This is a genomic window from Aeromonas sp. R4-3 (assembly GCF_040908275.1).
GTDB lineage: Bacteria > Pseudomonadota > Gammaproteobacteria > Enterobacterales > Aeromonadaceae > Aeromonas > Aeromonas rivipollensis.
Map to the genome: position 1 here is coordinate 29,878 of NZ_JBFODK010000027.1, position 23,024 is coordinate 52,901.

At 64.1% G+C, this 23,024-nt stretch carries 21 protein-coding genes; 11 read left to right on the plus strand and 10 right to left on the minus strand.

Going from position 1 to position 23,024, the window contains the following annotated elements; all coding sequences use genetic code 11:
- Positions 1-21 precede the first annotated feature (21 nt).
- Entirely contained in the window at positions 22-903 is an 882-nt protein-coding gene (cdd, locus tag AB5Y91_RS07820) for a cytidine deaminase (protein ID WP_368169472.1), read from the plus strand.
- Between the two features lie 195 nt (positions 904-1,098).
- On the opposite strand, the gene AB5Y91_RS07825 is transcribed toward cdd, so the two are convergent.
- The 3 genes from AB5Y91_RS07825 to AB5Y91_RS07835 form a co-directional block, all read right to left on the minus strand.
- Positions 1,099-2,763 carry an AMP-binding protein gene (locus AB5Y91_RS07825; RefSeq protein ID WP_106887040.1) on the minus strand — a complete coding sequence of 555 codons (1,665 nt, stop codon included), beginning with the start codon at positions 2,761-2,763 and terminating at the stop codon, positions 1,099-1,101.
- Positions 2,764-2,862: 99 nt separating this feature from the next.
- The gene (locus tag AB5Y91_RS07830) at positions 2,863-3,141 is read right to left on the minus strand and encodes a YfcL family protein (RefSeq protein WP_005332956.1); all 279 of its coding nucleotides are present in this window, start codon (positions 3,139-3,141) and stop codon (positions 2,863-2,865) included.
- Between the two features lie 108 nt (positions 3,142-3,249).
- On the minus strand, positions 3,250-4,365 hold the full coding sequence (locus AB5Y91_RS07835; protein ID WP_290071892.1) for an ATP-NAD kinase family protein: 1,116 nt from the start codon (positions 4,363-4,365) through the stop codon (positions 3,250-3,252).
- A gap of 73 nt (positions 4,366-4,438) precedes the next feature.
- Here AB5Y91_RS07835 and AB5Y91_RS07840 point away from each other — a divergent pair, with 73 nt between their 5' ends.
- Positions 4,439-5,197, plus strand: a complete 759-nt coding sequence (locus tag AB5Y91_RS07840; protein ID WP_171275968.1) for a TerC family protein — start codon at positions 4,439-4,441, stop codon at positions 5,195-5,197.
- A gap of 83 nt (positions 5,198-5,280) precedes the next feature.
- Here AB5Y91_RS07840 and aroG read toward each other — a convergent pair whose 3' ends face one another.
- From aroG to AB5Y91_RS07865, 5 genes are all read right to left on the minus strand, one after another.
- Positions 5,281-6,336 (minus strand): 3-deoxy-7-phosphoheptulonate synthase AroG, encoded by a 1,056-nt coding sequence (aroG, locus tag AB5Y91_RS07845; RefSeq protein WP_106887042.1) that lies wholly within the window; start codon positions 6,334-6,336, stop codon positions 5,281-5,283.
- A gap of 208 nt (positions 6,337-6,544) precedes the next feature.
- Entirely contained in the window at positions 6,545-7,825 is a 1,281-nt protein-coding gene (gene aroA / locus AB5Y91_RS07850; RefSeq protein ID WP_025326697.1) for a 3-phosphoshikimate 1-carboxyvinyltransferase, read from the minus strand.
- Between the two features lie 310 nt (positions 7,826-8,135).
- Positions 8,136-9,224 (minus strand): 3-phosphoserine/phosphohydroxythreonine transaminase, encoded by a 1,089-nt coding sequence (serC, locus tag AB5Y91_RS07855; RefSeq protein WP_368169473.1) that lies wholly within the window; start codon positions 9,222-9,224, stop codon positions 8,136-8,138.
- A 224-nt stretch (positions 9,225-9,448) separates the two neighbouring features.
- The gene (locus tag AB5Y91_RS07860) at positions 9,449-10,378 is read right to left on the minus strand and encodes an electron transfer flavoprotein subunit alpha/FixB family protein (protein WP_368169474.1); all 930 of its coding nucleotides are present in this window, start codon (positions 10,376-10,378) and stop codon (positions 9,449-9,451) included.
- Between the two features lie 103 nt (positions 10,379-10,481).
- Positions 10,482-11,234: an electron transfer flavoprotein subunit beta/FixA family protein gene (locus AB5Y91_RS07865; RefSeq protein ID WP_368169475.1), complete on the minus strand. Its 753-nt coding sequence runs from the start codon at positions 11,232-11,234 to the stop codon at positions 10,482-10,484.
- A 126-nt stretch (positions 11,235-11,360) separates the two neighbouring features.
- On the opposite strand from AB5Y91_RS07865, the gene AB5Y91_RS07870 reads away from it, so the two are divergent.
- The 4 genes from AB5Y91_RS07870 to AB5Y91_RS07885 all read left to right on the plus strand — a co-directional run bounded on the left by AB5Y91_RS07870 (position 11,361) and on the right by AB5Y91_RS07885 (position 15,063).
- Positions 11,361-13,025, plus strand: coding sequence for an electron transfer flavoprotein-ubiquinone oxidoreductase (locus AB5Y91_RS07870; protein WP_368169476.1), 1,665 nt, complete (start codon positions 11,361-11,363; stop codon positions 13,023-13,025).
- Positions 13,026-13,131: 106 nt separating this feature from the next.
- Positions 13,132-13,230, plus strand: coding sequence for a 4Fe-4S dicluster domain-containing protein (locus tag AB5Y91_RS07875; RefSeq protein WP_290028546.1), 99 nt, complete (start codon positions 13,132-13,134; stop codon positions 13,228-13,230).
- Between the two features lie 291 nt (positions 13,231-13,521).
- Entirely contained in the window at positions 13,522-14,469 is a 948-nt protein-coding gene (gene corA / locus AB5Y91_RS07880; RefSeq protein ID WP_005332981.1) for a magnesium/cobalt transporter CorA, read from the plus strand.
- A gap of 132 nt (positions 14,470-14,601) precedes the next feature.
- Positions 14,602-15,063, plus strand: a complete 462-nt coding sequence (locus AB5Y91_RS07885; RefSeq protein WP_106887046.1) for a DUF2919 domain-containing protein — start codon at positions 14,602-14,604, stop codon at positions 15,061-15,063.
- Between the two features lie 18 nt (positions 15,064-15,081).
- On the opposite strand, the gene AB5Y91_RS07890 is transcribed toward AB5Y91_RS07885, so the two are convergent.
- A complete protein-coding gene (locus AB5Y91_RS07890) occupies positions 15,082-15,828 on the minus strand; it encodes a hypothetical protein (RefSeq protein ID WP_368169477.1) in 747 nt (248 codons plus the stop codon).
- Positions 15,829-16,127: 299 nt separating this feature from the next.
- Here AB5Y91_RS07890 and AB5Y91_RS07895 point away from each other — a divergent pair, with 299 nt between their 5' ends.
- The 5 genes from AB5Y91_RS07895 (at position 16,128) to AB5Y91_RS07915 (ending at position 22,422) form a co-directional block, all read left to right on the plus strand.
- Positions 16,128-17,363: an MFS transporter gene (locus AB5Y91_RS07895; RefSeq protein WP_163156492.1), complete on the plus strand. Its 1,236-nt coding sequence runs from the start codon at positions 16,128-16,130 to the stop codon at positions 17,361-17,363.
- A gap of 58 nt (positions 17,364-17,421) precedes the next feature.
- Positions 17,422-19,395 (plus strand): siderophore amonabactin TonB-dependent receptor, encoded by a 1,974-nt coding sequence (locus AB5Y91_RS07900; RefSeq protein WP_368169478.1) that lies wholly within the window; start codon positions 17,422-17,424, stop codon positions 19,393-19,395.
- Positions 19,396-19,470: 75 nt separating this feature from the next.
- Positions 19,471-20,487 carry an amonabactin ABC transporter permease subunit 2 gene (locus AB5Y91_RS07905; protein ID WP_163137028.1) on the plus strand — a complete coding sequence of 339 codons (1,017 nt, stop codon included), beginning with the start codon at positions 19,471-19,473 and terminating at the stop codon, positions 20,485-20,487.
- Between the two features lie 11 nt (positions 20,488-20,498).
- On the plus strand, positions 20,499-21,575 hold the full coding sequence (locus AB5Y91_RS07910; protein ID WP_368169479.1) for an amonabactin ABC transporter permease subunit 1: 1,077 nt from the start codon (positions 20,499-20,501) through the stop codon (positions 21,573-21,575).
- Between the two features lie 43 nt (positions 21,576-21,618).
- Positions 21,619-22,422, plus strand: a complete 804-nt coding sequence (locus AB5Y91_RS07915; RefSeq protein WP_368169480.1) for an amonabactin ABC transporter ATP-binding protein — start codon at positions 21,619-21,621, stop codon at positions 22,420-22,422.
- 75 nt (positions 22,423-22,497) lie between these two features.
- Here AB5Y91_RS07915 and AB5Y91_RS07920 read toward each other — a convergent pair.
- Positions 22,498-23,024 (minus strand): 4'-phosphopantetheinyl transferase (locus AB5Y91_RS07920; protein ID WP_368169481.1); only part of this gene is annotated, 527 nt, incomplete at its 5' end.

Below are 23,024 nucleotides of genomic sequence, written 5' to 3' on the forward strand. Positions count from 1 at the left end.
ATTGGCCTTTGAGGACACAGTATGCATCCCCGCTTTGCCAAGCCGTTCGAGACCCTTTCCGCCCCGCTCCAGGCCGCCCTGCTGCCCATGCTGGGGGACGATTTCCAGGCCCGTTTTACCCCTGAGCAGGTGGCGACGCTGAAAGCCGCCACCGGGCTCGACGATCGTGCCCTGCGCCTGGCCCTGCTGCCGCTGGCGGCCGCCTGCTCGGTTGCTCCCATCTCCAGGTTCTTCGTCGGCGCCATCGCCTGCGGCCTGAGCGGCAGCTGGTATTTTGGCGCCAACATGGAGTTTGCGGGTCAAGGGCTGTTCCACTCGGTGCACGCCGAGCAGTCCGCCATCTCCAACGCCTGGCTCGGCGGCGAGACCGGGATCAGTGAAATCACCGTCAACTACACCCCTTGCGGTCACTGCCGCCAGTTCATGAACGAGCTGAGCACCGCCAAGACCCTGAAAGTCTCCCTGCCGGACGACTTGAGCGAGCTGCAGTCCTTCCTGCCCCACTCCTTCGGCCCCGCCGATCTCGAGATCACCGATGCCCTGATGAGCCCCCAGGCCCACGACGAGCTGGTGCTCGAGAGCGACGACCCCCTGTGGCAGGCCGCGCTGGCCGCCGCCCGCCAGAGCTATGCCCCCTACAGCCAGGGCTATGCCGCTGTGGCGCTGCAGTTCGAGGATGGTCGCATCTTCTGCGGCCGCTACGCCGAGAACGCCGCCTTCAACCCCAGCCTCCCCCCCATGCAGATGGCCTGCGCCCATGCGGTGCTCAATGGCGAGGAGCTCGCCGCAGTGCGCCGCGCCGTGCTGCTGGAGAGCAAGGATGGCCAGATCAGCCAGCGGGATTCGGCCCAGTCGACCCTCAAGGCCCTGGGATCTGTCCAGCTGGAGTACCTGGCGGTCTGATCCGGCGCTGGAATGTATTAGGGGAGCCACTGGCTCCCCTTTTTGCATTAATTTTCCAAATACCTTTACCCCCTGCCAGGCCCCCCGGATCATGGGTCTGCACTGGCCGCGACGCGCTGATTTGCGCCCAGTATGTATCAGGGGAGCCGCTGGCTCCCCTGATCTCATTGATATTCCAGCTAGTGCGAACCCCTGTCAGGACTCCCAGATGATGGTCCTGGCACCGGACCAGCGCTCGCCTATGTCCGCGTATTTTTGCTCCAGCAGGTGGCGGCGGATCTTCATGGTGGGGGTCAACACCCCGTTCTCGATATTCCAGGGGCTCTTGACCACCAGGATGCCGCGCAGGCGGGCATGGGATTCGAGCTGGCCGTTGACCCGGGTCAGGGCGGCCTCCAGCTGGGCATCGACCGCCCCCCTGTCCCCCTTCATGGCGCTCTCGGCCAGCTGCACCAGGGCGACCGGTTGCGGCATGCCGTAACCGATGACGCACAGCTGCTCTATGATGGGCTCCTGCCCCAGCATCCCCTCGATGGGCACAGGCGCCACGTACTTGCCCTTGGCGGTCTTGAACACGTCCTTCATGCGGCCCGTGATGGTGAGGTAGCCCTCCCTGTCCAGCTTGCCCATGTCACCGGTGTGGAGCCAGCCCTCGGCGTCGATGGCCTCGGCGCTGTGCTCGGGATCCTTGTAGTAGCCCAGCATCATGCCGTCGCAGCGGCAGAGGATCTCCCCCTCGTCTGAGATCTTGAGGGTCACCCCTGGGCCCGCCTTGCCCACAGTCCCTATCTTGTCCGCCCGGAAGGGGTAGTTGAGGGTGGAGTAGGCGTGGTTCTCGGTCATGCCCCAGGCCTCGGTGATCTCGATGCCTATGCTGTGATACCACTCGAGCAGCGCCGGGGCCACCGGGGCCGAGCCGCAGCCCAGCACCCGCGCCTGATCCAGCCCCAGCCCCTTTTGCAGCTTGCTCTTGATGAGACCCGAGATGAGCGGGATCTTGAGCAGCAGCGCCAGCTTCTTCTGGGGCAACTTCTCGTGGATCTTGATGCGGAACATGGCCCACAGCCGCGGCACCGAGATGAAGACGGTGGGTCGGCAGCGCTTGACGTCCTCGATGAAGGTATCGAGGGACTCGGGGAAGGCGATGGTGGCGCCGCTGAACAGGCTGCCGCCGTAGATGTAGACCCGCTCGGTGATGTGGGCGAGCGGCAGGTAGGAGAAGCCGCGATCCGCGGCCGTCAGGGAGACTGCCTCCACCAGCTTCTCGCAGGACCAGGCGTAGCGCTCCACGCTCAGCATGGCGCCCTTGGGCTTGCCGGTACTGCCAGAGGTGTAGACCAGGCTCAGCAGGGCATCCGGTGCCTGCACCGGGCTGTCCGGGATGGGGTCATGGGCATCGAGCAACGCGTCCCACTGGTGGGCGGCCGGCATGGTGTCATAGGGCAGCGCTATGCGCAGCAGATCCGCGGGCACCCCCGCCTCCTGGCTCTTCCAGTCGTCCAGCTTGCCGACGAAGATGGCCTTGGCCTCGCTGTGGCGCAGCACGTATTCGATGGTGTCGACGTTGGCGGTCGGGTAGATGGGCACGCTCACGTACTGCCCCATCTGCATGGCGAGATCGGCGATGAACCACTCTGCGCAATTCTTGGAGAGCAGGGCCACCTTGTCCCCCGGGACCAGCCCCAGGGCGCGCAGTGCCGTCACCATGCGGCGCGCCTCGTCGGCGACCTCACCCCAGGTGAAGTCGACGTATTCGCGGTTGATGGTCTGGCGAAGATAGATCCGGTCGGGACACTGCCGCTCCCAGTGATAGAGCATCTCGAGCGGCAGTTTGGTGGCAATGCGTGAGGTGGAGGCCATAGTTTAATCCCTGAAACAAAAGGCGAGCCTCATTATTAACCTTTTGATAACACTCAGGGAAGCAGATTACTTAAACTTCTGTTTGAATTGCGAATGGGATCAAGCTTCCGCCTGCTGCTGCAAGCGCTTCCACATCTCCTGCACCAGCACCTCGTCCTGCTCGGAAAGCTCCCCCTGCAAGATGGCCTCGTTCAGGCTGCGCAGCACATAGCTCTTTACGTCCCGCACCAGCGTCTTGCCCTCCAGCTCGGCGCGCGCCACCGCGAGCGAGATATGACCCCGCAGGTAGCCGCCCGCAAACAGCTCGTCCTCGCTGGCCGTGGCGACCATGGCGTCGATCAGTCCCAACAACTTGTGTTCAAAATCGTGAATCGTCATTTAACGCAGCCTCATTTCCGGGATTGCCGGCAAAAAATTCGGGGGAGTGGAACCGCGATCTTGTTGATCGCGGCTCTCTGGCGCCAGGCCAGCCGCATCCTTGATGTCCTATTCCGGGTTGGCCACCGGGTAGATGACCTGATCCTTGTATCCCGTGGTTATGCGCAGATAACCACGTAACGACCGGTTCAGTGCCGGGTCATCGGTATCCACCAGCAGCGGACGACCATCGAGGGCCGCCAGCTTGGACTTGGTGGCGAGCACCTGAATATGGTCTCGCCCGACGGCCCGGATCACCTCTGGACTCAGTTGCTGATTTCCGCGCCCGAACAGATGTCCCTGGCCACCGATCAGGGTAATGATCAGGCGGCAGCGACGACCGCGGATCCGGGTCAGGATCTCGGCGGCGCTGAGATCCTGCCCGATAAGTTGGCCATTTTCCACCAGATCCACACCGAGCAAGGTATTTTCCAGACCCAGCTCCGCCATGCAGGCGGCTACTGTGCTCCCCGACCCCATCAGATAGAGGGTGTCAGGCTCCATCTGCTCCACCACGCCGGCGGCGAGATCGGCCAGCACCAGCTCCTCGGACTCCCGCCCGCCCTGCTTGACCGCCTGGACGTAGCGCAGATCCCCGGGCACCAGCAGCTGGCCGTAGTGGCGGGCGCGCACCTTGCCCGCCCGAAACGCCTCTTCGTCGATGTCCATCACCTCGGCATCCACCAGGCTCAGCAGCTCCCCTGCTATCATCCGCGCCGCCACCCGGCCGCTCGCCGTCGGGGTCACGCCGTAGACACCGGAGTGGATCTTGCACCCCGCCGGGATGCCGAGCACATGGCAGGACTCCCCCACCGCCGCGCAGATGTCCCGGGCTGTGCCATCCCCGCCGGCAAAGAGCAGCAGATCCACCCCGGCTTCCCGCAGGGCCAGGGCGGCGGCCCGGGTGTCCTCGGCACACGTCTGGGCACCGGCAGGCTGGTAGAGGATGCGGTGAGGCAAATGCAGCTCGGCGGCGAGTGTCTCCCCCATCTCTCCCGCCACCGTCAGCAGCTCGAACTGGTCTGTGAGCGAGCACAGGGGCAGCAGGGCCTGACGGGCCCGCTCCCGGGCCTTGGGCATGGCGCCCCGCGCCAGCGCCTCGGCCACCATGCCGTCGCTGCCCTTGAGACCGACCGCACCGCCGATGCCGGCGATGGGGTTGATGATGAGCCCTAATCGAAACATGTTTTCCTCCCGTTGGATGGCTGCCATTTTTATCTTTTCGCGCTACTGGGACAAGCCATAACCCCCTGCTAGAATGCGCTGCTTCAAATTTTTCAACCAAGGTTCAATCATGCTGGAATGGATTGCTGACCCCTCAGCCTGGGTGGCGCTCGCCACCCTGACCCTGCTCGAGATCGTGCTGGGCATCGACAACATCATCTTTATCTCCATCCTGGTGGGGCGACTGCCGGAGGCTCAACGCCAGAAGGCGCGGATCCTGGGGCTGGGGCTTGCCATGGGCACCCGCATCCTGCTGCTGCTCTCCCTGGCCTGGGTGATGCGCCTCACCGAGCCGCTGTTCAGCATGCTGGATGAAGCCATCTCGGGCCGGGATCTCATCCTGCTGGTGGGGGGCCTGTTCCTCATCGCCAAGAGTACCCACGAGATCCACCAGAGCCTGGAGGGCGCCGCCGAAGAGCCCGGCATGGTGAGCAAGACCGCCGGCTTCATGTCGACACTGGTGCAGATCGCCATCCTCGACATCATCTTCAGCCTGGATTCCGTCATCACTGCGGTCGGCATGGCGGATCACGTGCCCGTCATGGTGCTGGCCATCATGATCGCCGTCGGCGTCATGATGTTTGCCGCCAAGGCCATAGGTGACTTCGTCGACGAGCACCCCACCATCAAGATGCTGGCGCTCGCCTTCCTGATCCTGGTCGGTGTCGCCCTGGTCGGCGAGGGGCTGGACATGCACATTCCGAAGGGTTACATCTACTTCGCCATGGCCTTCTCGCTGGTGGTGGAGATGATCAACATCCGCCTGCGCGGTCATCAGGAGCGGGCCAAGTAAGCCCCTCTTCCTGAGCCAACAAAAAGCGCGACCCTGGGGTCGCGCTTTTTTATTGCCGTGAGCGGGGCATCCCCGCCCCGGCCTCAGAGTGCGTTGCGGGTGGCGACCGCATCGGCCAGATTGCGCAGCAGCACCTCGGTATCGGCCCAGCCGATGCAGGCATCGGTGATGCTCTGACCGAAGGTGAGCTCGCACCCTTCCACCAGATCCTGACGGCCTTCCACCAGGTGGCTCTCCACCATGACACCGAACACCGCCTTGCTGCCGGCGCGCAGCTGACCGGCCACGTCCTCGGCCACCAGCATCTGGTTCTTGAACTGCTTGCTGCTGTTGGCGTGGCTGAAGTCGATCATCACCTTCTGGGGCAGACCGGCCTTGTCCAGCCCCTTCACCACCTCATCCACGTGGGCGGCGCTGTAGTTCGGCTCGCGGCCACCGCGCAGTATGATGTGACAATCCGGGTTGCCGGCGGTCGAGACGATGGCGGAGTGACCGTACTTGGTCACCGACAGGAAGTGGTGCGGGGCGCTGGCAGCGCCGATGGCATCGATGGCCACCTTGATGGTGCCGTCGGTGCCGTTCTTGAAGCCCACCGGGCAGGAGAGACCCGAGGCCAGCTCGCGGTGCACCTGGGATTCGGTGGTACGGGCCCCGATGGCACCCCAGCTCATCAGATCCGCCACGTATTGCGGGGTGATCATGTCGAGGAACTCGGAGGCGGTCGGCAGCCCCATGTCGTTGAGATCCAGCAGCAGCTTGCGACCCAGGCGCAGGCCGTCGTTGATCTGGCAACTGTTGTCGAGGTAAGGGTCGTTGATCAGCCCCTTCCAGCCCACTGTGGTGCGCGGCTTCTCGAAGTAGACCCGCATCACGATTTCCAGCTGGCCCTTGAGCTCGTCACGCAAGGTCTTGAGGCGCTTGCCGTATTCCAGCGCGGCAACCGGATCGTGGATGGAGCAGGGGCCGATCACCACCAGCAGGCGCTGATCTTCACCGGCCAGGATCTGATGGATGGCCTGGCGGGATTCAAACACGGTATTTGATGCGGTCTCGGTCGCCGGAAACTTCTCAAGCACCGCAACCGGGGGCAATAACTCTTTGATTTCACTGATACGAACGTCGTCGGTTTGATGCTGCATGACCAAGTTTCCTGCTAAATGACTGCGATGAAGAAACTTCAATCTAGCCCGCGACCGGGACGGTGTAAATAGAAAATTACATTCTTGGACAAGGAATTTTATCGGCGCACCTTGCAAGTTTGGATAATGCTGCTAAGGGTGTTGGCAAACCGGGGGAGAAGACGGGAGGCAGAAACGAACGGGCCCGCACAAGGCGGGCCCGACGGACTTAAGCCTGGCTGATGCTGGCCAGCTTGGTGAAGTAGTCCGGGAAGGTCTTGGAGGTACAACCCGGATCATTGATGGTGACAGCGGTATCGGACAGCGCCACCAGGGAGAAGCACATGGCGATGCGGTGATCGTTGTAGGTATCGATCTCGGCGTGCTTGAGCTGCTCCGGCGGGGTGACGGCGATGAAGTCGTGCCCCTCCTCCACTTCCACGCCCAGCTTGCGCAGCTCGGTCGCCATGGCGTGCAGGCGATCCGTCTCCTTCACCCGCCAGTTGTAGATGTTGCGAATGGCGGTGGGCCCCTTCGCAAACAGCGCCGCGACGGCTATGGTCATGGCCGCATCCGGGATGTGGTTCATGTCCATGTCGACGCCGTGCAGGGGGGCCTGCTCGGCCTCGATGAAGTCGTCGCCCCAGGTGATGCGGGCGCCCATCTTCTCCAGCACGTCGGCGAAGTGGATGTCCCCCTGGATGCTGTGCTTGCCGATGCCGGTGACCCGCACCTTGCCCTTGATGGCGCCTGCCGCGAGGAAGTAGGAGGCGCTGGAGGCGTCCCCTTCCACCAGGAAGTCACCGGGGCTGACATAGGTCTGGTTGCCCTTGATGTAGAACACCTTGTAGTCATCGTGCTCGATGACCACACCAAACTGCTTCATGATGTGCAGCGTGATGTCGATGTAGGGCTTGGAGACCAGCTCCCCCTTGATGTGGATGCGGGTGTCGCCGGCCGCCATGGGGGCCGCCATCAAAAACGCCGTCAGGAACTGGCTGGAGACGGAGCCGTCGACGTGCACGTCGCCGCCCCACAGACCCTTGGCATCCACCACCAGGGGCGGATAGCCATCTTTTTTCAGGTACTGGATATGGGCACCCGCTTCGCGCAGGGCATCCACCAGATGACCGATGGGACGCTCTTCCATGCGCGGCTCGCCCCCCAGCATGTACTCACCGGAGCCCAGACAGAGCGCAGCACAGAGCGGGCGCATGGCGGTGCCGGCGTTGCCGAGGAAGAGGTTGACCGGTGCCGATACCGCAAAGCTGCGACCCAGGCCATGCACGGTGCACTCTGTCTTGTCGGCGGAGAGCTTGTACTTGACCCCGAGCTGGGTCAGCGCCGCCAGCATGTGGCGGATGTCATCGCTGTCGAGCAGGTTGGTCAGCCGGGTAGTGCCCCGTGCCAGGGCTGCCAGCAGCAGGGCACGGTTAGAGACACTTTTGGAGCCAGGCAGATTGACCACCCCGGCCACGCTAGAAATGGGTTCCAAACGCAACGAATTCATAGACTTCCTGTACAATCTCAAGTAAATCACCTGACCGGACGTTAACAGCCCGCGCCCCGCGCGGCAAGACCGTCTGTGGCACAAAACCGGGGCAGCCGGGCTGGCGGTCAGGATCTTCTGGAAAAACAGACGCCGGGGAGTCCCCGGCGCCTTGCATCAACGGCAATACCCTGGCTGTTCACGCTCTGTCGCGAGAGGTCGTCAGCAAGGTGAAGCGCAGCACAGGAACCGGAGTTGATACCCATCAATGAGGTTCCGCGCAGCACATGAGCCTTGATCACGGCGTCGCAGCCAGCGCGTGAGCGGCGGCTCAACCGTGGCGCTTGGCAAAACCATCCATAAAGCTCACCAGGGCCTTGACCCCTTCCAGCGGCATGGCGTTGTAGAGGCTGGCACGCATGCCGCCGACGATGCGGTGCCCCTTGAGCGCCAGCAGACCGGCCGCTTCCGACTCCGCCAGGAACTGCTTGTCCAGGGCCTCGTTCTTGAGCTGGAAGGGCACGTTCATGCGGGAGCGGCAGGCCACGTCCACCTTGTTGCCGTAGAAGCTGGAGTCGTCGAGGTAGCCGTAGAGGAAATCGGCCTTCGCCTTGTTGCGCGCCTCCATCGCCTCCAGCCCGCCCTGTTCTTTGAGCCACTCGAACACCAGGCCGGCCAGATACCAGGCGTAGGTGGGGGGAGTGTTGAACATGGAGTCGTTCTTGGCGGTGAGCTGGTAGTCAAAGACAGAGGGCACGTCGGCTCTCGCCTGGTTCAGCAGGTCGTCCCGCACTATGGCGATGGCCAGGCCCGACGGGCCTATGTTCTTCTGGGCACCGGCGTAGAGGATGCCGAAGCGGCTCACGTCGATGGGACGGGAGAGGATGGTGGAGGAGAGATCCGCCACCAGGGGCACATCGCCGGTGGCCGGGATGTCGAACATCTCTATGCCATCTATGGTTTCGTTCGGGCAGTAGTGCACATAGGCCGCATCGGCGCGAAACGCCGGGGTCGGCAGCAGGTGGCTTATCCCCTGCTCGTTCTTCGCCACCCCCTGGAAGGTCTGGATGTCCCCGTATTTCTGGGCCTCATCCACGGCGCTCTGAGCCCAGACGCCAGTCAGCAGGTAATCCGCCTTTTTATTGGCGCCGCCGAGCAGGTTCATGGGCACGGCAGAGAACTGGCCGCGACCGCCGCCGTGCATGAACAACACCTTGTAGTTGTCCGGCACCGCCAGCAGATCCCGCAAATCGGCTTCGGCCTTCTCGGCGACCGCCATATAGGGCTTGCCGCGATGGGAGAGCTCCATGACCGAGGCTCCCAGCCCCTGGAAATTACAAAATTCGCGCTGGGCGCGCTCCATGACTTCAACCGGCAACATGGCGGGGCCGGCGCAGAAGTTGTAAATCTGTTTGCTCATGACGCTTTCCGTGAATGGATGAGAGTGATCGATGACTTGAATGTTTTTACACGACAGGCCCCCGTGGGGGCAAAGGCTTTTTGGGATCTGGCGCAACCTTTTGCCCCCATGGCCGACGCCGACACCATGGAAAAAGCCCTGAAAGGGCCAGGGCTTGCAGAGAACATGCATGGAAACGGGGGCGAGACAGCACAGACGGCTTCCTGTGCCCCTTTTTGGCAAATTTACAGCTTGGCGGTGAGCTCCGGCAGCAGGGTGAAGAGATCCCCCACCAGGCCATAGTCCGCCACCTGGAAGATGGGGGCTTCCGGGTCCTTGTTGATGGCGACTATCACCTTGGACTCCTTCATCCCCGCCAGGTGCTGGATGGCCCCCGAGATGCCGATGGCGATGTAGAGCTCGGGGGCCACTATCTTGCCGGTCTGGCCCACCTGCAGATCGTTGGCGACAAAACCCGCATCCACCGCGGCCCGAGAGGCCCCCACAGCGCCGCCGAGCTTGTCGGCCAGGGCGTCAATCAGGGCAAACTGCTCTTTCGATCCGAGCGCCCGCCCGCCTGAGACCACCACCCGCGCCGCGCCGAGCTCGGGCCGTGCGGATCGCACCGCACGCCGCTCGATGAGCCGGGTCCGGCAGCCCAGCTCGGGGACGGGAAGGTGCTCGACCCTGGCCTCTGCCCCCCCGCTCTCGGCGCAAGGGAAGGCCGATGCCCGTATGCTGATCACCTTGACGGGCGCCGCACTCGTCACCCGGGCAATGGCGTTGCCCGCATAGAGGGGGCGCAGGAAGGTATCGGGCCCCTCTATGTCAGTCACCTCGGAGATCATCTCCACCCCCAGCCTGGCCGCCACCCGTGGCAGCAGATCCTTGCCGTGGCTGCTCGCCGCCATCAGGCAGTGCTGATAGTCCCGCACCACGGGGGCCAGCAGCCGATCGATACCGTCATTGAGCCCCTCCGCCAGCATGGGGTGTTCGGCCAGCAGCACCCGGGTGACTCCCTGCAAGGAGGCCGCCTGCTCCCCCGCCTCCGCCAGCCCCTGGCCCAGCAGCAGCAGGTGAACCTCGGCGCCGAGCCGGGTCGCCGCAGTGACCAGACGGGCGGCGCTGTCCGCCAGCTGGCCCTGATGATGTTCGGCAATAATGAGTACGCTCATGGCAGCACCTTGATGTCGTCCGTTGTTGTTCCTGTCTGTTCGCCAACGCGCCCGCTGGTGGCAGCCAGTTGGCCCGCGAGATAGGCCGTGACCCTGCATGCGCTCATGGGATCACCTTGGCTTCGTGCCTGAGTTTGTCCAGCAACTCGTCCACCGAGCCCACCCTGATGCCGGCGCGCCGGGGGGCAGGCGCCATCACCCCGAGCAGCCGGGTCTGACCGGCGGGCTCGACCCCAAGGGCCGCAAAGGGAGCGCTCTCAATCGGCTTGCGCTTGGCCTTCATGATGTTGGGCAGCGAGGCGAAGCGGGGTTCGTTCAGGCGCAGGTCCACCGTCACCACGGCGGGCAGCCCCATGCCGAGGGTCTCGAGACCGCCGTCTATCTCGCGGGTCACCTGCAGCTCCCCCTCCACCAGCTTGATGGCGGAAGCGAAGGTAGCGAGTGGCCAGTCGCAGAGGGCCGAGAGCATCTGGCCGACCTGGTTGTTGTCAGAGTCGATGGACTGCTTGCCGAGCAGCACCAGGCTGGGCTGCTCCCGCTCGCACACCTTTTGCAGGGCGCGAGCCACTGTGAGCGGGGTCAGGGTCTCGTCGGTGACATAGTGCAGGGCCCGATCCGCCCCCAGCGCCAGGGCATGGCGCAGCTGTTCGGCCGCCACCTCCGGGCCCAGAGTCACCACCACCTGCTCGGTGGCCACCCCGGCTTCACGCAGCCTCACCCCCTCCTCCACCGCGATTTCACAAAACGGGTTGATGCCCATCTTCACATTGGCGAGCTCCACATCGGAGCCATCGCTCTTGACCCGGATCTTGACGTTGTAATCAACGACCCGTTTGACAGCGACCAGCAGCTTCATGGCGGTCATCCCTCGTATCGGTTGAGTGAATCCATTTTGCACTCTCACACTTTTATGCTGACAAAATGGTTTACGTTTACGTAAACTACCAGCACTACCCTAGGCCAAGTCGAGCGCAGAGGCAAGATGGAACGCGAAGCAATGGAATTTGATGTCGTCATCGTCGGTGGCGGCCCGGCTGGCCTCAGTGCCGCCATCGCATTGAAGCAGCAGGCCCCGGATCTCTCGGTCTGCCTGCTGGAGAAGGGGGCGGAAGTGGGCGCCCATCTGCTCTCCGGCGCCCTGCTCGATCCCGTCGCCCTCAAGGAGCTGCTGCCGGCGCGCTGGCAAGAGGCGCCCCTCGGCGTACCGGTCACGGATGATCAGGTCCATCTGCTGCAAGACGCGTCACGCGCCCTGCAACTTCCCAGCTGGGCGGTGCCGCCGCGGATGCACAACGACGGCTGCCACATCGTCAGCCTCGGCAACCTCTGCCGCTGGCTCGCCCGGGAGGCCGAGGCGCTCGGGGTCGAGATCTACCCCGGCTTCGCGGCGAGCGAACTCATAGTGGAAGAGAGCAGGATAAGAGGAGTGGTGACAGGGGATCTCGGGCTCGACAAAGAGGGCAACCCCAAGGCGGATCACGTGCCCGGCATGGCGCTCTATGGCCGCTACACCCTGTTCGCCGAGGGGGCCCGCGGCCACCTCGGCAAACAGTTGATCGCCCAATTCCATCTGGAAAACACCGCCCAGCACCAACCCCAGCACTATGCCATCGGCTTCAAGGAGCTGTGGCAGGTGCCCGCCGGTCAATCTCATCCCGGCCGCGTGCTGCACGGCAGCGGCTGGCCGCTCGGGGAGCAGAGAGGCAGCAAGAGTCAGGGGGGCTTTTATCTCTATCATCTGGCGGACAACCAGGTGGCGGTCGGCCTCATCGTCGATCTCAACTACCAGAATCCCTGGCTCAGCCCCTTCGACGAGTTCCAGCGCCTCAAACACCACCCTCTCATCGCGCAGACCCTGCAGGGGGGGGAGCGCATCAGTTACGGCGCTAGGGCCATCACCAAGGGGGGCTGGCACTCCCTGCCCCGCATGCATTTCCCCGGCGGCCTGCTCATCGGCTGCGATGCGGGCACCCTGGATTTCTCCCGCATCAAGGGCATTCACACCGCCATGAAGTCCGGCATGCTGGCGGCCGGCACTGTCGCCATGAGCCTGCGCGGCGGTGATGAGGGCGGGCGGGATCTCGCCGAGTATGGCGATGCGCTGCAACAGAGCTGGCTGGCCAGGGAGTTGATCGCTGCCCGCAACTTCGGCGCCGCCCTGCACCGCTTCGGTCCCTGGCTCGGCGGTGCTTTCAACTGGCTGGAGCAGCGGCTGTTTGCCCGCGCCTCTCCTTTTACCCTGCTGGACAAGGAGCCGGACTACCGCCAGCTGCGCCTGGCCAGCCGCTGCCAGCCCATCGACTACCCCAAGCCGGACGGGCGACTCAGCTTTGACAAGCTCTCTTCGGTGTATCTGGCCAACACCAGCCACGACGAGGATCAGCCCTGCCACCTGAGGCTCCAGGACGAGCGCATCCCGGTGACGGTCAACCTGCCCACCTGGGCGGAGCCCGCCCAGCGCTATTGCCCGGCCGGGGTCTTTGAGATCATTGAGGCCGAGATCCCGGAGGCGGAGGGCCAGCCTCGCTTGCAGATTAACGCGGCCAACTGCATTCACTGCAAGACCTGTGACATCAAGGATCCCAGCCAGAATATCGTCTGGACGCCACCCCAGGGAGGATCCGGCCCCAACTATCCCAATATGTGACCGGCGCGGTTCGGGCTGGGGCCTGACATCAAGGATGCTCAGCCCCAGAACATCGTCTGGACACCTCCTTAGGGAGGCACGGGGCCGAACTATCCCAATATGTGAGATGGGCAAACGGGCCTGTGACATCAAGGATGCTCAAGCCCAGAACATCGTCTGGACCCCGCCTCAGGGAGGCTCTGGTCCCAACTACCCCAATATGTGATCCCTGGGATCCCAGGGATCTTGGTCGATTTATCCCTCGGCAATCCCCCGTCCGGGCCGGGTTATGCCGGCCCGGACAGCTGCTCCGACCTCGCCGTTTTTTTGAGCAAACAGGCTGAACCCCCGATGAATAGCCCCTGACAAGCGGGGCCCGCCCCTGTATAGTTCGCCGCATTCAGGTTGTCCATCGGCCTCGTTATGCTATTTCATGGGATCGCTTTCTGTGCGATCTAGGGCCGCATGAACCTGTGCAACCATCCCTGATTACCCACGACTTCTTAAGGGGGGACAGATGATCACCGCCTACATTCTCAATAACAAGGTGCTGGACATAGTCACGCTCGGACCGGACGACATAGTCCCCGACAACACCGTCTGGCTGGATGCCTACAAGCCGGACACGGCGGAGCGAGAATGGTTGACGGGCCTCTTCCTGGAAGAGGTGCCCGACAAGGAAGAGCTGGACGACATCGAGGCCTCCGCCCGTTTCTACTGGGACACAGATGGTCTGCACATCCACTCCCTGTTCCCCCAGCGGATCGGCCGCGACACCAAGGGTGTCCACGTCTCCTTTACCCTGCGCAACAACCTGCTGATCAGCATTCGCGAGGATGACATCGGCCTGGTGCGCCTGCTGCGCCACTACATGCGCCAGGACAGGCTGGAGGTGGAGAACGCCCTCGACATCCTGCTGGAGGTGCAGAACCTCAAGGTGGAGTACCTCTCGGATCTCATCGAGGATGGCTACAAGACCCTGGAGAACACCGCCGATCAGATCTTCGAGCCGGATCAGATCAACTCCATGCTCAAGGAGCTGATGGCCCAGGAAGAGGCCAACGGCCAGATCCGTCTCTCCCTGCACGATACCCGCCGAGCCCTGCGCTTCCTCAAACGCAGCCTGCGCCAGCGCATGACAGGGGAGCAGAACAAGTGGATCGACGAGATGCTGCACGACGTGGAGTCCCTCTTGCCCCACACCCAGTTCCTGTTTGACAAGATCAACTTCCAGCTGGAGGCCTCCATGGGGGTGACCAATCTGGAGCAGAACAAGGTGATCAAGATCTTCTCGGTGGCTGCGGTGATCTTCCTGCCCCCCACCCTGATCGCCAGCATCTATGGCATGAACTTCGGCCGCATGCCGGAGCTCGCCTGGGAATACGGCTATCAGATGTCCCTGGTGCTGATGGTGATGTCGTCGCTCGGCACCGGCCTCTTCTTCAAGCGCAAGGGCTGGCTGTAACGCCATCCGGCATCAGACAAGCCAAGCAGAGATTGGGGGGCACTGGCCCCCCGATTAATTCCCCCGCCTTGCAAAGGGCCGCCCCCCGCCCCATATCCCCTGCATCTATAGTTCAACCCCGGAACGGGCCTTATGACCCTCTACCCCGAACATCGCTATGACGATCATGGCCAACTGCGGCCGCCGCTCTGGTTCTGGCCCATCGCCCTCTTGCTGACCCGCTCGGTCTGGCTGTTTCTGATGGCCGGCGTCACCCGGGAGAGCGGCAGCGCCATCCTGACCCTCTTCTACCCGGACAAGATGAGCCTCTACATCAGCCTGCTGACGGACGTGCCCGCCATGCTGGCGCTGCTCGCCTTTGGCGGCACCTATCAGCAGACTAACAGCCTGCGCGCCTGGCTCAGACGCCACAGCCGGGGCCTGCTGCTCTGCTCCACCGCGAGCGGTCTGTTGATGCAGTTGCACAGCCTCAATCTGCAGAAATGGTCGTTCAGCTGGCCCACCGCCCTGGTGCTGGTCGCCAGCCTCTGGGCGCTCTGGTATCTGCTCAAGAGCCGCCAGCTGCGGGATTACACCCGGGATCAACCCCATTAACGGGCACCGTCGGCCGCCTCATTGGCGAGTGACCCGGATCTGCAGGGTCTGGCGTTCACTGCCGCTCGCCACCCCGACCCGTGACGGATTGGACAGCGCGGCCCCCTGACCCCCCTGACTGGTGGATAGCTCCCCCACCGTCAGCCACTGCCCCGGGGCGCCGCTCACCTCGGTGGCGCTCTGCCCAGTCTTGATGTCACCCCGCTCAAGCCTGGCCTGCTCGCTGCTGAGGGCTATCTGTACCCTGTCACCTATCAGGGTGGCGGTGGCGTAGAGGCCGCTTATCAGCGGCATCATGCCCACCACCCGACCCCCCTGCCAGCGATAGAAGGTGACCGGCTGATAGGAGCCCATCTGCAGCAGCACGGGCCGCCCCGAGAGGCCGCGCACCTGCCAGTTGTCCTGCTGGGTGCGCTGGTAATCCTCGGCCCCACCCTCCAGCAGCCACTGCCGCTTGGCGTTGTCATTGCCGATGCCTATCCCCGCCTGCCGGCTGCTGGACGCCCCCGCCACCCGCCACTCGATGAGCAGGCTCTGGGGCGGCTGGTTGAGCTTATCCAGCACCCTCTCGGCCTCCTGCAGCTGGTCGGGCGTCCCGCTCAGCACCAGTTGGTTGCCCATGGCACTGACCCCAAGCTCGGGATATAGCTCCTTGAGGGTCTGCACCATCCCCTCTGCCTCAAACACAGGTATGACCTTCACCTCGGCCCGCAAGGGCAAGGCCCAGAGCACGCAGCACCCGAGCACCCAACACCAAGCTCTCATCCTCGTCCCCCTCTTGCCGTCCCTTTTGCCATCCCTTTTGCCGTCCCTTTTGCCGTCTCTCATGGCGTCTCTCTCATCACTCCTTGCCATCATGGGCCATGGCGCCCCGATTGCAATGGCAAGGGGCAAAACTGCCGGGCCCATGACAGTGTCATGGAGGTCCTTGTTCGGCTCGTTTTCGAGCCCAAATAAAAGACTCATTGAGAGACCACTCAATACAAATAAAAATGGTTATCATTTGTTGTCACAACAATATCCCTCGGATACAATTCGGACTCATTTTTTCGAGTCAGCCTCTGATGAAGCCAGAACCTGTCGTCTCCTCCCCTGCTGCCATCCATCTGGCCCTGCTGATCAACATGCTCTCCATGGGCAGCATGATGATGGTGATGCCCCTCGGGCCGGACCTGGTGACAAGCCTCGGCATGGCCCCGGAGCAGACCGGTTACTTCAGCGGCGGCGCCACCCTGGGCGCCGCCCTGATGGGACTCCTGGCCGCCCCCTGGCTCGATCGGGTCAACCGCAAACCCGCCCTGCTGGTGCTGCTCACCCTGCGTTTTCTGCTGCTGATGGCCTGCGCCCTGGTGCAAGACAGTCAGCAACTGCTGGTGATCTTCATCCTGTCCGGCTGCGTGGCTGGGCCCCTTGCCGCCATCCTGATGGCCGCCGTGCTGGATCTGGTGCCCCCGGCCGAACGGGGCCGCCGCCTCGCCTACGTGGGGATGGCGTTTTCACTTGCCGCCATCCTGATCGTGCCCGTCGCCCTGATCCTGGCCCAGTTGCTCGGCTGGCAGAGCCCCTTCCTGCTGTTTGGCGCGAGCGGCCTGCTGCTGGCCCTGATCTGCGCCCGCCTGCTGCCGTCCCTGCCGGTGACCCGCTCCCCCCAGGGCAGCGGTCTGCGCCAGTTGCTGGGCTCGCCGCTCTGTCAGGGGGCCCTGTGCATCCTCTGTCTGCAGATGTTCGGCCACTTCCTGCTGATCCCGCACTTTGCCAACTATTTCCAGTTCAACCTCAGCTTCCCGCGCGAGCAGATCGCCGCCCTCTATCTGTGCGGCGGCCTCGCCAGCATGGCCACCATGCGCCTGTGCGGCGGCTGGATAGACCAGGGCCGTGCCCAGGGCGCCATACTGCTCACCAGCCTGTTGCTGGCCCTGGTCACCCTGCTCGGCTTCGCCCTGCCGGTCGGCCTGCCCGTCTACCTGCTGTTTACCCTCTTCATGGCCCTGAGCTCGGCCCGCGCCAGCACCACCCTAGCGGTAACGGCGGCCATTCCGGCGCCCCATCAGCGCGCCGCCTTCATGTCCTTCCAGGGCACAGTCACCAATGTGGCAGCCGGGGTCGGCAGCCTGCTTTCGGCCAGATACCTGGTCTCCGATGCGGGGAGCGCATTGCACGGTTTCTCCACCCTGGCCTGGATCAACATCGGCTGCGGCCTGCTGGCCTGCGCCGGCGTCTGGTTCCTCATCCGGGGACTGGAGCGAGCAAGAGATAACAATAATCCTGCCTCTGGTACTGCCAGACAAGGAAGTCAGTGAGCATTTGGGCCCACAGCGCCCTACCCCATAACCTCTGTTTATTCATGGAGTTTTGACAATGCAGTTGCAGCATGGCGTATTTCGTTTGAACCCGATTTTGCTCTCCCTCGGCCTGCTGGCCGTACCGGGCCTGGCCCAGGCAGAGTCGGTCAAGGCCAACGAGACCATGGTGGTCACCGCCACCCAGACCAAGCACACCGAGCTGTCCGCCCCGGCCAGCGTCTCGGTGGTGACCCGTGCCGATCTGGACAAGATGAACGTCAACAACATCGGCGATGCCCTCAAGCACGTGCCGGGGGTCAACATAGTCTCCACCAACCCCACCGGCCGCAACGAGATCAAGATCCGTGGCATGGGGGGTGACTACACCCTGCTGCTGATCAACGGCAAACGGGTCAACGCCCGCGAGACCCTGGGCAGCGCCTACGGCAACGACTTCGACTTGAGCTCCATCCCCATGGCCGCCATCGAGCGCATCGAGGTGATCCGTGGCCCCGTCTCCTCCCTGTACGGGGCAGATGCTCTGGGCGGCGTGGTCAACGTGATCCTGCGCCAGGCCAAGGAGAAGACAGAGGCCGCCGTCGGATACACCCACAGCATGCCCACCGAGGGTGAGGGCGGCGATGCCAACCAGGCCAGCGCCTATGTTTCCGGCGCCCTGATCGACAACAAGCTGCTGGGCAGCGTGGTGGTGGAAGGCTATCAGCGCGACAACTGGAAGAGCGATCAGTCCAACAACCCGGACGCCGATGCCCTGGAAAAACGGGAAGTGGTCAACGTGCTGACCAGCCTGAAGTGGCTGGTGGCCGATAACCAGGACATCGACTTCGATCTGGGTTACAACCAGAACGACATGGACAGCTACTTCAACAACGTGCCCCGCGCCCCGACCGCACCGGCCACCCCCCACAACGTGCAGAACCTGGATCGCCTGAGCCTGGGGCTGACCCACAACGGCCGTTGGGAGCACTTCGACAGCCGCGCTCGTTACTACTTCGAGCAAATCGATCTGATGGATGACTCCCAGCTCAATGGCGGCGCCGCCGATGTCACCCAGACCAACAACACTGTGGACGGTCAGGTCAGCGGTTACCTGGGTGATCACCTGCTCACCTCAGGTGCCGAGCTGCGCAAGACAGAGCTGGAGCACAGCCGCAACATCGCCAATGGCAGCGTGGATGCGACCCAGAGCGCCGTCTACCTGCAAGACGAGTTCGGCTTCGGCGATCTGGCCCTGACCCTCTCCGGTCGTCTGGATCACCATGAGACCTATGGCACCGAGTTCAGCCCGCGCGCCTATGCCCTCTACACCCTGACCGACGAGTGGGTGATCAAGGGTGGCGCCGGCAAGGCGTTCAAGGCCCCGACCCTGGCCCAGTCCAGCGAAGGCTTCTCCACCACCGCCTGCCGCGGCGCCTGCCAGGTCATCGGCAACCCGGATCTGAAGCCGGAAACCGCCGTCAGCTATGAGCTGGGCACCGCCTACGAGGCCGCGCGCTTCGGCGCCGGGGTGACCGGCTTCCACAACGAGATCGAGGATCTGATCCAGAGCGATCAGTGGGGCCCGGGCTACCGTCCGACCGTGATGACCTACCTCAACGTCAAGGAGGCCCGCATCAAGGGTCTGGAGCTGACCGGCTGGGTCGACGTGCTGGACAACGTGACGCTGACCGGCAACTTCACCCTGCTGGACTCAGTGGACAGGAGCACAGGGGATGATCTGGCCAAGACCCCGGATCACACCGGCAACCTCGGTCTGGACTGGCAGGCGAGCGAGCTCGTCAGCGCCAACCTGGCCTGGCAATATGTCGGCAGCCAGGTGATCAAGGTCCCGGCCCGCAACTCCCAGGCGTTCACCTCCAAGCACTACCAGACCCTGGACGTCAACACCAACTGGACTGTCACCCCGGCGCTGGACTTCAAGCTCGGCATCACCAACCTCACCAACACCAAGCGTGATGAGGTGGCCACCGACGCCGACTTCATCCTGGAAGGACGCACCGTCTACGCTGGCGTAGATTACAAGCTGTAAGCTCTCCCTGCGGGAGCCCCGAGATCGGGGCTCCCTTTTTGCGTTTCTACTGCCCCCTATCAAAGGAGTTGTTGCGTGCTCAGATACCAAGCTCAGCTGTTCTGGCTCGGAGTGCTGCTCCTCATACTGCTGATTTCTCTGTCACTGGCCACAGGCGCCGGTGTCTATGGTGGCCGCGAGGTCGCCGGTTTCCTGCTGGGCGATCCCGCCCTGGTGGCCGATGAAAAACTCGCCATGATAGTCAATACATTGCGATTGCCCCGCACCCTGGCGGCCCTGGTGGTGGGGGTCTGTCTCGCCCTCGCCGCCTCCATGCTGCAAAGCGCCACCCGCAACCCCCTGGCCGAACCCGGCCTGCTCGGGGTCAACGCCGGCGCCGTGTTCGCCCTGGTGATCGGGCTGACCTATTTCGGTGTCGAATCCGCCTACGGCTACCTGCTCTGGTCCGGCATGGGGGCCCTGCTCGGCAACCTCATCGTACTGGGTCTCGGCCTCATGGTGGGGCGCTCCAACCCCCTCAAGCTCATCCTGGTGGGGGTCGCCCTCTCCGCCACCTTCGGCGGCCTCTCCAACTTCCTGCTGCTCTCCAACCGGGTAGTACTGGAGCAGTTTCGTTTCTGGAACCTGGGGTCGCTGGCCGCCTCCAGCCTGGAGTCCGTGCTGACGGTGATCCCCTTCGCGCTGGCCGCCCTGCTGCTGACCCTGGCGCTGTGCCGCCAGCTCACCCTGATGCAGATGGGGGACAACCAGGCCCAGGCGCTCGGCATACGGCCGACCCGGGTGCGCATCGGCGTGCTGCTGGCCGCCACCCTGTTCACCGCCTGCGCCATCGCCATTGCCGGTCCCATCGGCTTCGTCGGCTTCCTGGCCGCCTACTGCGCCCGCCTGGTGGAGCCGGTGCGCCTGGCCATCCAGGTGCGCTTCTCCGCCCTGTTCGGGGTGCTGTTCCTGCTCGGTGCCGACATACTGGCGCGCTGGCTGCTGCAGCCGTTCGAGCTGCCCAACGGCGTCATTCTGGCGCTGATCGGTGCCCCCGTGCTCATCCTGGTGGTGCGCAGCGGCGGCTTCCGCTCCCTGCTGGCCGTCAAATAAGGTGCCCTCCCATGAATAACGCCATGAACATGAGGGCCCCCCTGCCCGAAACCCGACTCCCCACCGGCACCCTCTGCCTGCGCCTCGGCCGCCGCACCCTGCTGCTGGAGCGCCGCGCCTGGCTAATCACCCTCGGGCTAGTGCTCGCCCTCACCCTGCTCTCCCTGCTGGCCCTGACCCTGGGCTCCGGCAAGATCACCATGATGGGTGTCATCCAGACACTGCTTGGGGAGGGAAGCCGGCTCGACCAGGTGACGGTGTTCAAGATCCGGCTGCCGCGCATCGTCGCCGTGCTGGTGGCCGGCGCCGCCATGGGCCTCTCCGGCTGCCTGGTGCAGACCCTGGTCCGCAACCGCCTCGCCACCCCGGACATGATAGGGGTCAACGAGGGGGCTTCCCTGGCCATCATCATCTTCTCCCTCTACCTGACGCTCGGCAGCTGGCCCTGGTGGGCCGCGCCCTTCGGTGCCCTGTTTGCCGCTCTGGTGCTCTATGCCCTGTGCAACAAGCCGGGGGAGCAGGGCTACCTGTTCGTGGTGATCGGCATAGGCGTCTCCGAGCTGATGAACGCCATCGGCCAGTTCGCCATGTCCACCCAGTCCCTGGTGCACCTCACCAGCCTCTATCTCTGGAACATGGGCAATTTCGTCGGCCAGGGCTACGGCACAGTCGTGCCGGTGGGGATACTGATCCTGCTCATCTGCCCCTGGGTCGTCTATCTCTCCCGCGCCCTCGGTGTGCTGCGCCTAGGATCCGTCACCGCCAGCACCCTGGGGGTGAACGTGAACCGGGTGCAGCTCGGGGTGCTGGCCCAGGCCATACTGGTGGCGGCCCTTGGCACCGCCATCGGCGGCCCCGTGGTCTTCATCGCCATGGCGGCCCCCATACTAGCCTCCTGGCTCTCCCGGGATCGCATAGTGCCGCTCTGGATTGCGGCCCTGTGCGGCGCCCTGATGCTGCTCGCCAGCGACACTCTGGTGCGGGTGCTGGCCAGCCCCCATGAGGTGGCCACCGGCATCATGACCCGCATTCTCGGCGGCTTGCTGCTGCTCTTCATCCTGATCAAAGACAGACAACGGGCGGACTGACCATGCCATTCATCCATTTCCAAGACAAACCGAGGGCCGACTGATGACGCTCACCGTGAATCGACTCCATTTCGGCTACCAGCACAAGGCCATCTTCGAGGAGATCTCCCTCTCCATCCCCCAGGGCAAGCTGGTGGGCATAGTCGGCCCCAACGGGGGCGGCAAGTCCACCCTGCTCAAACTGCTGGCGGGCCAGGAGCAGCCCCAGTCAGGGGAGATACTGCTCAAGGGCAAGCCCCTGGGTAGCTATGGCATGAAGGCCCTGGCCCGGGAGCTGGCCTACCTGCCCCAGCGCCCCCTGGTGCCGCCTGGCATCCGGGTCGAGCAGCTGGTGCAGTATGGCCGTCATCCCCATCAGGGCTGGTTCACCCAGTGGAGCGAGGAGGACGCCCGCATGGTGGACTGGGCCCGGGAGCGGATGCAGCTCGATGCCATCTGGCAGCAGAGCGCCAATTCGCTGTCCGGCGGCCAGGCCCAGCGGGTCTGGCTCGCCATGGTGCTGGCCCAGGATGCGGATCTCATCTTGCTGGACGAGCCCACCAGCGCCCTGGACATAGGCCACCAGACCGAGGTGATGGAGGCCATCCACAGGGTCGCCGCCGAGGGCAAGACGGTGCTCATCGTCATCCATGATCTCGCCACCGCCGCCCGCTACTGCGACGAGCTGATTGTCCTGGGGGACGGCGGCATCCAGGCCATGGGCCCGGCCAGGGAGGTGGTGACCAAGTCCCTGATCGATCGTCTCTACCAGACAGATGTGGACATACTGCACGCCCCCGGCGATGGTGCCCCCGTCATAGTGCCCCGCCGGCGCCAGGATACAGCGCCAAGCAAGCAGTCGGCCTGAGAGAGATAGCAAGAAACCGCCTGATGGCGGTTTCTTTGTCTGGGCAGTGACGGGGCGCGAGGGCCCGGGCGGAACTCACAGCAGCAAGGTGGTGAGCACGCCCCCCGGCAACCGCTGCCAGTGCAGGGTGCAGCGCCAGCCGGCGGGCAGGGTCGGCGTCAGGGGGACCTTAAGCTCCAGGGTGAGGGTCTGTGCCGTCATCCCCAGCCAGCGGGCATCGAGAAAGTCGAAATAGCGCCCCACTCTGGGATAGAGCGCCTTGAACAGGCTCTCCTTGGCGGAAAACACCAGGGTCAGCCCCCGGGATCTGTCGAGCCCGACCGCGCCGGCCCCGGCCTTCAGCCGCCCCCACTCATCCTCATCGACTATGCCGGGCCAGAGCTGCGCCGCTTGATCGGCCTCGAGCCAGGCCTCCAGATCCAGCCCCATGCCCCCCTGGGCGGGGCGCACCCCGCAGAGCGCCACCCCCTGTCCCGCCAGCTGGCTGTGGCTGATGCTCCCCTCCATCCCCTCAGGCCAGAGCGGCTCGCGGGCGCTCCCTATGGCCACTGTACTCCCCGCCAGGCCGAAAGGGCGCAGGGCCTCGCGGGCCGCGAGGCGCC

Bases quoted from the DNA above. Each gene is read 5' to 3' on its own strand.
- cdd (WP_368169472.1), top strand. From the start codon at position 22: ATGCATCCCCGCTTTGCCAAGCCGTTCGAGACCCTTTCCGCCCCGCTC.
- AB5Y91_RS07825 (WP_106887040.1), bottom strand. From the start codon at position 2,763: ATGGCCTCCACCTCACGCATTGCCACCAAACTGCCGCTCGAGATGCTC.
- AB5Y91_RS07830 (WP_005332956.1), bottom strand. From the start codon at position 3,141: ATGACGATTCACGATTTTGAACACAAGTTGTTGGGACTGATCGACGCC.
- AB5Y91_RS07835 (WP_290071892.1), bottom strand. From the start codon at position 4,365: ATGTTTCGATTAGGGCTCATCATCAACCCCATCGCCGGCATCGGCGGT.
- AB5Y91_RS07840 (WP_171275968.1), top strand. From the start codon at position 4,439: ATGCGCTGCTTCAAATTTTTCAACCAAGGTTCAATCATGCTGGAATGG.
- aroG (WP_106887042.1), bottom strand. From the start codon at position 6,336: ATGCAGCATCAAACCGACGACGTTCGTATCAGTGAAATCAAAGAGTTA.
- aroA (WP_025326697.1), bottom strand. From the start codon at position 7,825: ATGAATTCGTTGCGTTTGGAACCCATTTCTAGCGTGGCCGGGGTGGTC.
- serC (WP_368169473.1), bottom strand. From the start codon at position 9,224: ATGAGCAAACAGATTTACAACTTCTGCGCCGGCCCCGCCATGTTGCCG.
- AB5Y91_RS07860 (WP_368169474.1), bottom strand. From the start codon at position 10,378: ATGAGCGTACTCATTATTGCCGAACATCATCAGGGCCAGCTGGCGGAC.
- AB5Y91_RS07865 (WP_368169475.1), bottom strand. From the start codon at position 11,234: ATGAAGCTGCTGGTCGCTGTCAAACGGGTCGTTGATTACAACGTCAAG.
- AB5Y91_RS07870 (WP_368169476.1), top strand. From the start codon at position 11,361: ATGGAACGCGAAGCAATGGAATTTGATGTCGTCATCGTCGGTGGCGGC.
- AB5Y91_RS07875 (WP_290028546.1), top strand. From the start codon at position 13,132: ATGGGCAAACGGGCCTGTGACATCAAGGATGCTCAAGCCCAGAACATC.
- corA (WP_005332981.1), top strand. From the start codon at position 13,522: ATGATCACCGCCTACATTCTCAATAACAAGGTGCTGGACATAGTCACG.
- AB5Y91_RS07885 (WP_106887046.1), top strand. From the start codon at position 14,602: ATGACCCTCTACCCCGAACATCGCTATGACGATCATGGCCAACTGCGG.
- AB5Y91_RS07890 (WP_368169477.1), bottom strand. From the start codon at position 15,828: ATGAGAGCTTGGTGTTGGGTGCTCGGGTGCTGCGTGCTCTGGGCCTTG.
- AB5Y91_RS07895 (WP_163156492.1), top strand. From the start codon at position 16,128: ATGAAGCCAGAACCTGTCGTCTCCTCCCCTGCTGCCATCCATCTGGCC.
- AB5Y91_RS07900 (WP_368169478.1), top strand. From the start codon at position 17,422: ATGCAGTTGCAGCATGGCGTATTTCGTTTGAACCCGATTTTGCTCTCC.
- AB5Y91_RS07910 (WP_368169479.1), top strand. From the start codon at position 20,499: ATGAATAACGCCATGAACATGAGGGCCCCCCTGCCCGAAACCCGACTC.
- AB5Y91_RS07915 (WP_368169480.1), top strand. From the start codon at position 21,619: ATGACGCTCACCGTGAATCGACTCCATTTCGGCTACCAGCACAAGGCC.